The sequence below is a fragment of the Pseudoalteromonas xiamenensis genome, from assembly GCF_030994125.1.
Classification (GTDB): Bacteria; Pseudomonadota; Gammaproteobacteria; order Enterobacterales; family Alteromonadaceae; genus Pseudoalteromonas; species Pseudoalteromonas xiamenensis_B.
In genome coordinates this window covers 2,012,501-2,023,930 of sequence record NZ_CP099917.1, presented here as the reverse complement: position 1 = coordinate 2,023,930, position 11,430 = coordinate 2,012,501, and the positions used below count along the sequence as shown (strand labels likewise).

Annotated in this window: 9 protein-coding genes (1 of these 9 running past the window's edge); 3 read left to right on the top strand and 6 right to left on the bottom strand. The window is 43.1% G+C overall.

Features of this window, described 5'->3' with window-relative positions; all coding sequences use genetic code 11:
* Positions 1 to 131 precede the first annotated feature (131 nt).
* The 4 genes from NI389_RS09410 to NI389_RS09395 all read right to left on the bottom strand — a co-directional run bounded on the left by NI389_RS09410 (position 132) and on the right by NI389_RS09395 (position 7,109).
* A complete protein-coding gene (locus NI389_RS09410) occupies positions 132 to 3,470 on the bottom strand; it encodes an amidohydrolase family protein (protein WP_308359507.1) in 3,339 nt (1,112 codons plus the stop codon).
* 97 nt (positions 3,471 to 3,567) lie between these two features.
* On the bottom strand, positions 3,568 to 5,727 hold the full coding sequence (locus NI389_RS09405) for an ATP-binding protein (protein ID WP_308359505.1): 2,160 nt from the start codon (positions 5,725 to 5,727) through the stop codon (positions 3,568 to 3,570).
* 125 nt (positions 5,728 to 5,852) lie between these two features.
* Positions 5,853 to 6,509, bottom strand: a complete 657-nt coding sequence (locus NI389_RS09400; RefSeq protein WP_208841812.1) for a helix-turn-helix transcriptional regulator — start codon at positions 6,507 to 6,509, stop codon at positions 5,853 to 5,855.
* Positions 6,510 to 6,737: 228 nt separating this feature from the next.
* Positions 6,738 to 7,109, bottom strand: a complete 372-nt coding sequence (locus tag NI389_RS09395) for a histidine triad nucleotide-binding protein (RefSeq protein ID WP_308359503.1) — start codon at positions 7,107 to 7,109, stop codon at positions 6,738 to 6,740.
* 101 nt (positions 7,110 to 7,210) lie between these two features.
* Here NI389_RS09395 and NI389_RS09390 point away from each other — a divergent pair, with 101 nt between their 5' ends.
* The gene (locus tag NI389_RS09390) at positions 7,211 to 7,804 is read left to right on the top strand and encodes a DUF2057 domain-containing protein (RefSeq protein ID WP_308359501.1); all 594 of its coding nucleotides are present in this window, start codon (positions 7,211 to 7,213) and stop codon (positions 7,802 to 7,804) included.
* 34 nt (positions 7,805 to 7,838) lie between these two features.
* On the opposite strand, the gene rho is transcribed toward NI389_RS09390, so the two are convergent.
* Both rho and trxA read right to left on the bottom strand, forming a co-directional pair.
* Complete coding sequence (gene rho / locus NI389_RS09385; RefSeq protein WP_208841809.1) at positions 7,839 to 9,101, bottom strand: transcription termination factor Rho; 1,263 nt, start codon at positions 9,099 to 9,101, stop codon at positions 7,839 to 7,841.
* Between the two features lie 197 nt (positions 9,102 to 9,298).
* Positions 9,299 to 9,625 carry a thioredoxin TrxA gene (gene trxA / locus NI389_RS09380; RefSeq protein WP_208841808.1) on the bottom strand — a complete coding sequence of 109 codons (327 nt, stop codon included), beginning with the start codon at positions 9,623 to 9,625 and terminating at the stop codon, positions 9,299 to 9,301.
* Between the two features lie 91 nt (positions 9,626 to 9,716).
* On the opposite strand from trxA, the gene rhlB reads away from it, so the two are divergent.
* Both rhlB and gppA read left to right on the top strand, forming a co-directional pair.
* The gene (gene rhlB / locus NI389_RS09375; RefSeq protein ID WP_308359498.1) at positions 9,717 to 10,985 is read left to right on the top strand and encodes an ATP-dependent RNA helicase RhlB; all 1,269 of its coding nucleotides are present in this window, start codon (positions 9,717 to 9,719) and stop codon (positions 10,983 to 10,985) included.
* Positions 10,986 to 11,024: 39 nt separating this feature from the next.
* Positions 11,025 to 11,430, top strand: partial view of a guanosine-5'-triphosphate,3'-diphosphate diphosphatase gene (gene gppA, locus NI389_RS09370; RefSeq protein ID WP_308359496.1) — the 5' end (the start) only. 1,097 nt of this gene lie beyond the right edge of the window; 406 of the gene's 1,503 nt are visible here — the first part of the coding sequence; it begins with the start codon at positions 11,025 to 11,027; the stop codon falls past the right edge of the window.

The window sequence follows — 11,430 nt, the reverse complement described above, 5'->3', positions numbered from 1 at the left end:
TAATGATCAGAAAAAGTGTAGTTTAGATTTTGGGAAAATCGAGGTTAAAAAATGTACAGAATTGTAGTGTGGTAAAGGAAAAAGGAAAGATAGGGTTACAGATATTCTGTAACCCTAAGATTAGTCTGCGGTTAATGTTTCCAGTGATACTTGTGTGCTTTTTCTTCCATGTAAGCAGCTGTTGCCGGATGCATTTGCGTTTGGTTCTTACCTTCGAAGAAGAAAGGTTGGCGTTTTTTCGCGTGACTACCGACTTCATTCATTGATGCAGCATCATAAATACGACCATTGATCACCGTATAGGCGACTTTTTCTGAGTCTCGGATATTGTTCAGTACATCACCATCAATGATGGCAAGGTCTGCAAGTTTGCCCGTTTCGATGGTGCCTAAGTCTTTTTCCATACCTAAGTAACGAGCACCGTCAATTGTACCGCTACGAAGTGCTTGCCAATTACTGAAACCACCTTGCACCATAGACCACAGTTCCCAGTGTGCGGCGAGACCTTCACGCTGACCATGCGCACCAATATGAACGGTAACACCCTCATCACGAAGTTGCTTGGCGGTTTCCGCAACATTGAAATGATTGTAGTGGCGGTCAGGCGCTTTTGTTGGACGAATCGACATTGGTTTTACAATGTACTCTGGTACAAAGCTCATGAGGCGTTTGTTTTCCCAGACATTCGTGTGCTCATACCAATAATCTTCGCCTTTAATACCACCGTACGCGACAACAAACGTTGGTGTGAATCCAACGTCGGTTTGTCCCCACATTTGCTTCACATCAGCATAAATGTGCGGAATCGGTAAGGCATGTTCCACGCCCGTATGACCGTCGACTATCATGTTCATATTGTGCTGAAACTTAGCTCCCCCTTCAGGGACGACCATAATTTCCATATTGCGAGCCGCTTCGAGAACTTGTTGACGTGTTTCGCGGCGCGGATGGTTATAACTCTTCACCGAAATAGCCCCAGCATCTTTAAGGCGTTTAACGTGGAATTCGGCGTCGGCTAAATTGTTGATTGGAGTTTTATAGCCAGGCGCTTCACCAGCATAAAGAATACGACCCACAGAGTAGATACGAGGTGCTACGGTTAAACCGGCTCTCGCCAATTCCGACATCGAGAATACTTCGTTTGAATCATTAGACGGATCGTGAATCGTTGTAACACCGAAGCTTAGGTTCGAAAATTGGTTCCAGTTTTGTTCTGGCTGTAATTGGTTGCTGCCATAGCTGCCATGAGCATGCACGTCAATCAATCCAGGGACAACCGTTTTACCTGTAATATCGATAGTTTCTGCACCATTGGGGATGCTAACTTCGTCTTGTTTACCAACAGCGACAATGCGGTTATCTTTGATGAGTACAACCCCGTTCTCAATAATTTCTTGCTGAGTTTCCGCCTCACGCATGGTGACAATTTTACCACCGACGAGCGCCAGCACACCGTTGGGTTTATCCGCTTTTTGCTCAAAACTCAGATCGATTCCGTCCGCAGTGAGCTCTTTGTCCAATTCTTTATCACTTAAGAACTCGAATGTATCGGTTAATGCACGTTGGTAGAGCGTAGGACCAAATGCCCAAGTTACGGCTTTGCTGTCTGCCGTCCAATTCAAAAAATCACCTGAATATTTAGATACTTGCTGAACAGGGAAATCAGTTATGCCTTTATTGATCGAGAGTGTTTTGCCCGTGTGGGTAAACGGAGCAACAAACGTATTGAAGTTTTCAATAAACGCCACGTAGTTTCCGTTAGGTGATACACGATAATCGAAAATATAATCACCTTTGAAATGACTACGCTCCTCAGCGCCGGTCAGATTTACCGACTTTAACTCTAACCCAGTATCGCCATTTTGTACTGAGAAGAAAATGCGGTCACTGTCTTTGCCAAAATGCGGGTTGTCACCAGCTTTAATTATGCGTTTGCTTTTCTTACCCTTTATGTCGGCTACATAAATACCGGGTTCCATTGACCAGTCACCATTGAGTAAGAAGCCACCCGTCACCTTTTTATACACGACGTTTTTACCATCGGGTGAAAAACTCGGCGTAACGTAGTGTCCAGGGTCTTGAGTGATTACTTTGCCTTTTCCACCACGTGCTGACACTACTCTGACGCTGCCTAGTGCTTTGTCATCCCAAGTCGTGTAGACAATGTATTTCCCGTCTCTCGAGAAACTTGGGTAAAACTCAAAATGGTCGGTTTGGTTTGTAACACGTTGTACTTTACCTGAGCTCACGTCTTTAGTGTAAAGGTAGCCTAAAGCTTGAAACAATGCCGTGTTGCCATCTGGAGATACCTGAGACCAGCGCGCGAGCTTTACTTTAAACGTATCAGGAGCAACATCAACCGCGAAACGAAGCGCTGGTGTAATTTGTTTTTCAGCTACGATGTGCGCTGCGATTGAAGTCACTTGCTTGGACTCGATGTCTACTTTGTGGAAGTGACCTTTCGCCCAAAACACGAGCGCTTTGCCGTCAGGTGTATAGGCAAAGGCGGGAGCATTACCGTGCGCGCCATTGGTTTCTTGTAAATCTCTATCAAGTCCTGAGTAAATGCGGTGCTCAATACCCGATTTCAAGTTTTTAATGTACAGGGCACTGATGAACTCTTTGCCGTTGTCTTCGCGCTTTACAAAGGCAATCGATTTACCGTCTGGACTCGGGGTTGGACGTACAGCACCGCCAGCGCCACTAATTACAGTTTCTTCTTCACCCGTTATTAGATCCCAACTGCGAATTTCAAAAACGGGCGTCAGCGAGTTTTTATTGTACTCCCAACGCACGCCAGGTGTAGCGTCTACCGAATAGTAGATTTTGTTGCCATCTTTAGAAAATGCAGGTTCAGCAATGTTTTTCTGAGATTTTGCGCCGTGTAGACGCTCTCTGACAACAACTCCTTTTCCGCCGCTGATGTGGTACATGCGGATCGAACCACCGGGGATAGTACGACCAGAGACTTGGCCTTGTTTAACCGCAAGATATTGACCATCTGGCGACCATGCAGGGTTATGAACGATGTTGTTCTTTTCTTTTGACACTTGTTTTAAGTTACTACCGTCAACGTCCATGACCCATAAATTGTCACCACCATCTCTATCAGAGATGAAGGCTATTTTTTTCCCATCTGGTGAAAATTTGGGCTGGATGTTCCACGCCATGTCGCTTGTAAGCGCTTTGGCTTCACCACCGCGGATTGGAATGATGTAAAGATCACCGAGCATGTCGAACACAACGTGTTTGCCATCAGGACTCACATCTAAATTACTCCAAGTCGTTTCGTTGGTGTCTAATTTGATTGTTTTACGTTCACCAGGAGGATTAAGCACATTCCAATGCTTTGTATCTTTTTCAACGGCTTGTGTATCTGCCGCAGTGGATGAGCTGGCAAATACGCCGTGCGAGAGTCCAAAAATAGCGGCAACAATGGCGGCCGATAGTGGGGATTTAAGCTGTTTCATCGCTGATATCCTAGATTTAATTGTAATTTGCTCGGGGTGGACCGAGATGACAAACAGCATGAACAAAAACGTGCAAGTTGTCGACAGAACGCGATGATTAACCGAGCGTCTGTTTTCGTATGTGTGTCAGGTACGCTTCTAAACTTTCTTGCCAAAGGGGCAGCGACTGAGCGAGTTCTTGTGAGCACTCCTTGCCATCCAGCAGGCGTCTCTCTATTTTTTTCAGTAGCGTGCCAAAACGGTTAAACCCTAGTTGCAGAGCCGTACTGGCTTGGCGATGTAATAGCTTAATACACTGCTCAGGAGATTCTTTTGCAAGTTGTTGAATTCTTATGACTTTGTTTCTAGCTGAGAGGACAAACTCATTGTAGATAGACGATACCTCATCTTCATTAAAGCTACTATTCAAACTCGCTACGGCGGTGTCATCGTACAGTACATCTGGCAGCTCGGCAGATATACTGGGCTTCTGTGCTGTTTGAGAATCACTGAGTGCTTGGCGAAGTTTCTCTTGTTTAATCGGTTTTCCAACAATGTCTTTTATACCGAGTGCAATGTACTCTTTAACTTCATCTGGACTTAAGCTAGCGGTAAAGGCTAAAAACGGGGTGCGATTGTTTTTGTGCTCGAGCTGTTTAAGACGGCGAAGCACATCCTGTCCAGTTAAGTCAGGTAAGTTCATATCAAGCAAGACGACGTCAAATTGGTGTTGTTGCAATAGCTCCAACGCATGTCCACCGGTTGTGGCAAGTTTCACTTTGTGTTCATCCGCGGCCATAAACTCAATGGCGATTTTTTGGTTTAATTCTAAGTCCTCAACCAGTAATACATTTAATCCCGTGAGATATTGGGCACTTTGATGGCGCTGTTCTACGAGGCTGAGTTCGCCTAAAGTTAGGCGAATATCGAAACTAAACTCACTGCCAGCGTTTACTTCGCTGGCAATATTCAGCTTGCTGCCCAATTTTTCTAAAAGACGAGCGGTGATCGCAAGACCAAGGCCTGTGCCACCTTTTATCTTACCCGCATTGCTTTGCACGTAGGGCTCAGTCAGGTATTCAATTTCGTCTTGTTCAATCCCTGGTCCCGTATCAATCACATTAAATCGAACTAGATGGGTCATGTCATGTTCGCTCACAAGTTCGACATGCAGTTTGACGTAGCCCTTATCCGTAAATTTAATCGCATTGCCGACTAGATTGATGATGATTTGTCTGAGTTTCTGCTGGTCGCAGTAATAACAGGCTTGATCTGGGAGTTCATAAAGTAACTCAAAGGCGACTTTCTTTTGTTCGGCCAGAGGGCTTAAAAGTAAGCATAAGTTATTGAGCCAGCTTTTTATTTCTACATCTTCTTCATACAGTGCTTCATCACGTTGTTCGAGACTGGCGTAATCTAATACTTTATCAATGAGTAAATTGAGTGATTCAGCAGAGTTAATGATGGCTTCACAATAGGCTTTGTTGGTTGCATCTTTCGAGCGATTTAACACTAACTGTGCACTGCCTAGAATGCCATTCAGTGGTGTACGAATTTCATGGCTGACGGTTGAAAGAAAGAGTCCACGGATCTCTAAATCTTTTTGTGCTTTTGCGGCCAAATTATTGAGGTGTGTTTCTCTTCGTTCATTGCACAGAAGTGCCATACCCGTGGTGTAGAAAATGGGGGAGATCACGCCATTAAAAAACACGGTAATGGCAAACCAATTTTCTTTAAAAAGCGTTGTGGATGTAACGTCACCCATAAACAGCATTCGGCCAATAAAAACACAGAGTAACGTCAGTAGAATGAGGATGTAGACCATACTGCCATTGGGGTAAAGTGGTCGTGCAAAACGAATAAAAACATAAAGTAAAAATGCGGCTTCAAATACGTGTTGGAGATCGGAGACAAAAATCCGTTCTCTCAAACTCGGTGCTACCCACGCGAAATAGAGCAATAGAAGGCCTAGGACCAAAGTGGTGAGAAAAAAGGCTTTGAGTTCGATGCGTTTGAAATCAAGAAACTGACTAATGGCAGTGACGTGAACAACGGACGCAAAGAAGAGCAATACATTCGCAACGCTGATGGTTGTCCAGTTGTCAAAATAGCTATGAGTCGAGAAGCTGATAACGGCAGTAAAGGAAACGAGTGGGTAAAAAATATAAAGCAAGGTTCCTGGAATGGATTTATTTGCACGCCATGTCATGGTCGACAAGAGTGTCATTATGGCCATCATGACCGCGGAGGTAAGGTAAAGTGTTTTAGTATCAAACATAGTAGACAGTTATTCTTATCGTTCGTCTACAGAATAGAGGGTTGTTTGAAGTGAGTAAAGCGGAGTATGACGGCAGCTACTTTAACGAGGAAACGATAAAGTAACTGCTCGAACATTCGACGAAATTAACGAATTTCGTCAGGAATATTTTGTTGTGCCCAAGAAAGCAACTCGATACGATTGCGGCATTTCGTCTTTCTAAATGCACTGTACAGATGGGTTTTAACTGTGTGAGGGCTGATATTGAGAGATTCGGCGATTTCTTTGTTTTTCGCTCCTTTACTCATTAATGAAATAATCGCTTTCTCACGTTTAGTTAGCTTAATCGGTTCAATATCACCTTCGGTTAACTTATGAAGCGCATCTTTATTGAACTGCAACATTCGGTTTAGGACATTGCACATAATTTCACGGCGATACCACAATTGATTTTCCATCAATAGGCGGATCCCTTTCATTAATACATCTGCGTTGTCGGTAGTGTAGAACACACCACGAATACCACTTAGTAATGCACGATTTGCGAGTTCTGGATTCTCATCTAGGTTAAACAACACGATGTCACACTTAACTTTCAAGCTAACGAGGTGCTCCTTCAATTTCCCCCATGCATCGTCAGTGGCTGTTTCAATAAACAGCAAACGGGTTCCCTCTGGGACTTGGGAAATGTCGGTACCGGCGGTAACATCAATTCCTTGCGTTTTCAACAAAGGTTGTAAAACGTTGACACCTATAGTGTTGATCGGGTTTTTTTCTAGTAACAAAAAGGCAGAACTGCTCATTGCTGTTGATACTCGTGTTTAGAATTACCCTAATCCTAACATGTGATTCACGCCTTTTGTATTAGAATTTTCACAATGATTTATAGTTTTTCGCGATAGGATGTAGCAAAAACGTTTTATTCCATATGAGAATAAAACGCATTGTTATAGTAAATCATTGAAAATGAATAAAAATAGTTGAAATTATAGGAGTGCATTAATTATTTACATTCCTTAACATCGAATACTTTATTGTAATACTTTTTTATTATTTTGGTAGGGTGGCCACCCCATTTCTTTGCCTGCGAGGACATGAAGGTGAATATGGAACACCGTTTGCCCGCCGTGTTCATTGCAATTCATTACGACGCGATAGCCGTCTTCAGCAAACCCGTATTCTTTAGCAAGCTTTGCTGCAACGACATATAAATGACCGACAAGAGAAGCGTGCTCCGGTGTTATGTCATTGATGGTTGCGATCGGGGTTTTTGGAATAACCAACACGTGAAAAGGTGCTTGTGGGTTAATGTCGCGAAATGCCAAACTTTGCTCATCTTCATAAACAATGTCAGCTGGAATTTCACGGGCAATGATTTTACTAAAGATCGTTTCAGTACTCATACGTAGTCCTTGAGGAGTAAACAGTAAAGTCATTATATTAGAGCACAGAGTAATGACAAATAATCTTAGAGCTGCCACACTCATCCAAAATGGAGGGAACAATGAGAAGAATAATATTCGTTACAGGGTTGTTGTTTTGCGCAGTTTCTCACGCGGCAACCATTAACTTTCCGGAAGAGTTTTATCCACTACAGGTAGATGAAAAGACGGTCGAGCATTCGTGGTTCAGTAAAATCCGTACGTTGTCGCTAACACCTGGAAACTACAAACTGAAACTTAAGTATTCCGATTTGTACGAGTTAGGCTACGATGAGCATGAGGTGGTTGAATCAGCACCATTTTGGGTAGATTTAGAAATTCCAAAAGAAGGGACTTATCAAATTCGCTTTAGTCGAGCCGAATCTATTGAGCAGGCAAGACGTTTTGCAAAGCAGCCGCTCATAACGCTAAGAGCCGAAAGTAACGGAGAGGATACCCAAGTTAACGCGGTTGCGGAGCCTGTGATGGAGCAAGTGGAAGAGCCTGTAGCACCTATCGCTACGCTTCGTCCAGAGCCATCGACAAAACCTGCCAACGTCAGAGCGCCTGATGCACCCGTTGCAGCACCACCCACACCAGCGGTGATGTTGGAGTTTTGGTGGCAGCAAGCTACTCAAGCCGAAAGAGCTGAGTTTTTAAAGCGCATTGGACAGTAATAAAAAAGCCTGCAAATTGCAGGCTTTTTTAACATTATTTGCTTCGACGCATTAATTCAAAGAATTCGTCGTTTGTTTTGCTCATTGCAAGTTTATCAATGAGGAATTCCATCGCATCGATTTCTGTCATTTCATGAACAATCTTACGTAGAATCCACATCTTTTGTAACTCATCCGCTTTGGTGAGGAGTTCTTCACGACGCGTACCTGAACGGTTAAAGTCAATTGCTGGGAATACACGTTTTTCCGCGATTTTGCGGTTTAGATGTAATTCCATGTTACCTGTACCTTTAAACTCTTCGTAGATAACTTCATCCATCTTAGAGCCGGTATCGATAAGAGCTGTAGCGATGATCGTAAGGCTACCACCTTCTTCAACGTTACGCGCAGCACCAAAGAAACGTTTTGGCTTGTGTAGTGCGTTTGCATCAACACCACCAGTAAGTACTTTACCTGATGAAGGAATAACGGTGTTGTATGCACGCGCTAAACGTGTAATTGAGTCAAGTAAGATAACAACGTCTTTCTTATGTTCAACAAGACGTTTAGCTTTCTCGATAACCATTTCGGCAACTTGTACGTGACGACTCGCTGGCTCATCGAACGTTGAAGCGATGACTTCGCCTTTTACTAGACGTTGCATCTCAGTTACTTCTTCCGGACGCTCGTCGATTAGTAAAACGATAAGCTGAGCATCAGGGTTGTTGTAGCTGATTGATTGCGCGATGTTTTGAAGTAACATCGTTTTACCCGCTTTCGGTGGAGCAACGATAAGACCACGTTGACCTTTACCGATTGGCGACGCTAAATCCAATACACGAGCGGTGATATCTTCTGTACTACCGTTACCACGTTCCATCGTCAAACGTTCGTTGGCGTGGATTGGTGTTAAGTTTTCGAACAGGATTTTCGTGCGTGAGTTTTCAGGCTTGTCATAGTTTACTTCATTTACTTTCAATAATGCGAAGTAACGCTCACCTTCTTTTGGTGGGCGGATAAGACCAGAAATGGTGTCACCAGTGCGTAAGTTAAATCGACGAATTTGGCTTGGTGAAACGTAGATATCGTCTGGACCGGCTAAGTAAGATGCTTCAGAAGAGCGTAAGAAGCCAAAGCCATCTTGCAAAATTTCTAGAACGCCGTTGCCGTAGATATTCTCGCCACTTTTTGAGTGTGCTTTTAAAATAGAGAAAATAATATCTTGCTTGCGTAGACGAGCAACGTTTTCGAGTCCCATAGACTCAGCCAACTGAACAAGTTCGTTAATTGACTTGTGTTTTAATTCGCTTAAATGCATATCGGTGGGTTCTTTATTTCAGTCATTAATCTCGAATGAACCGAGAGGGGTTGAAATTTGATTAGTTTGAAAAAGACTAGTGGGCTAATAAGTTAGCAGGTCGATTTAATATCGTCCAGTGTTTAATCAAGTAAATTCACATAAAAAAAGTGGGTGATTTGAAAAGGCCAAGTAAAGATGCTTGGCCTTTCAGAGGCTTAGATGTTGTTTTCTAAGAATTCAACTAACTGAGTTTTTGAAAGTGCGCCAACCTTAGTTGCGGCAACTGCACCGTCTTTAAACAGTAATAATGTAGGGATACCGCGAATACCAAACTTAGGTGGAGTGCCCGCGTTTTGGTCAATGTTTAGCTTAGCGATAGTAACGCGGCCTTCAAATTCAGCAGCGACTTCGTCTAAAATTGGGGCGATCATCTTACAAGGACCACACCATTCTGCCCAAAAATCAACAAGTACTGGTTTGTCAGCTTTTAATACATCAGCCTCAAAGCCGTCATCAGTAAGTTGAATAATTTTGTCGCTCATCACGCTCTCCGTTAAATTTTAGCGAATTATTTAATGCGTATTTAAACACTCTTATTTCTTATTGCAAGTTTAAACGTTATGCTTAATTGCTATGACTAAGACACATTTGACCAATAAAAAATTTTCTGACTTTGCTTTAGCGCCGGAAGTGGTCGCCGGATTAACTGAGAATGGCTTCGAATATTGTACGCCAATTCAAGCAAAGTGTTTACCTTTTGTCTGTGAAGGGCGTGACATCGCAGGTCAAGCCCAAACTGGGACGGGCAAGACTTTGGCTTTTTTAACAGCCACTTGTCATCGTCTTATGCAAACAGAAGGCAAGTCCAGAAAGCACCCAAGAGCCCTGATCATGGCCCCCACTCGGGAGTTAGCGATTCAGATCCATAAAGATGCAAAAATCATTGCGCCGCAATGCAACCTTAAACTTGGTTTAGTATATGGTGGCGAAGATTACGAAAAACAACGTGCTCAATTTGAAAATGGTGTAGATATTTTAATTGGCACAACAGGGCGACTCATCGATTTCTACAAACAAGGCGCGTTTAGCTTAAATGAGATCGAGGTAGTTGTACTGGATGAAGCTGACCGCATGTTTGATTTAGGGTTCATCAAGGATATTCGTTATTTGTTTAACCGCATGCCTGAGCGCAGTGAAAGAATAAACTTGTTGTTTTCTGCAACACTTTCTTACCGTGTGCAGGAACTTGCGTTTGAACACATGCATAACCCAATTCATGTTCAAGTCGAGCCAGAAGTAAAAACAGCAAAGCGCATAAAAGAAGAACTTTTCCATCCTTCTCAAGAAGATAAAACCAAATTATTGTTAACGCTAATTGAAGAAGAATGGCCTGAAAAAGCGATTGTTTTTGCTAATACAAAACAGGTTTGTGAAGACGTTTATGCTTGGCTTAAGGCGGATGGACATCGGGTTGGTTTATTAACGGGTGATGTGAATCAAAAGAAACGCATTTCAATTTTGGCACAATTTGCTAAAGGTGATTTAGACCTTCTAGTTGCGACAGACGTTGCGGCGCGCGGTTTACATATTCCTGAAGTGAGCCATGTATTCAATTTTGACTTACCTGACGATTGTGAAGATTACGTTCATCGTATCGGTCGTACAGGTCGCGCAGGTGCATCTGGGCATGCAATTAGTTTTGCATGTGAGCAATATGCTTACAATCTGCATGACATCGAAACCTACATAGATCACGCAATTCCTTTGTCACACTACGACAAAGAAGCCTTATTAGATGACATTAAAACACCTGATTTGCAGAGAAAACGGAACTATTCACAAGGACCACGTCAACGTAATGGACGTCGCCAAAATAGTTACCAAAAACCGCGTTCATCTTGATGAGCGCAACTGAAGTATGGAACTAGAGGTTTTGAATAAGTGGCGCAAGCGACTCCCCAAAACAATATATTTGCTGTAATCGACTTAGGTTCAAATAGCTTTCACATGATGATTGCCAAATACATGGCAGGTGGTGTGCATACTATTGGTCGCGTTAAACGCAAAGTGAGATTGGCCGCTGGCCTCGATGAAAACAATGTCTTGTCATTAGAAGCAATGGAGCGAGGTTGGGAATGCCTTGCTCTTTTTGCAGAACGTTTGCAGGATATTCCGAAAGAAAACATTCGAATTGTCGCAACAGCCACAATGCGTCTTGCAATCAATGCGGATGTTTTCATTAAGAAAGCGGAAATGATTCTAGACCATCAAATCAATGTGATTAGTGGTGAAGAAGAAGCTTGCACTATTTATAAAGGGGTTGCGCATACCTCGGCGTGTCAAGGTC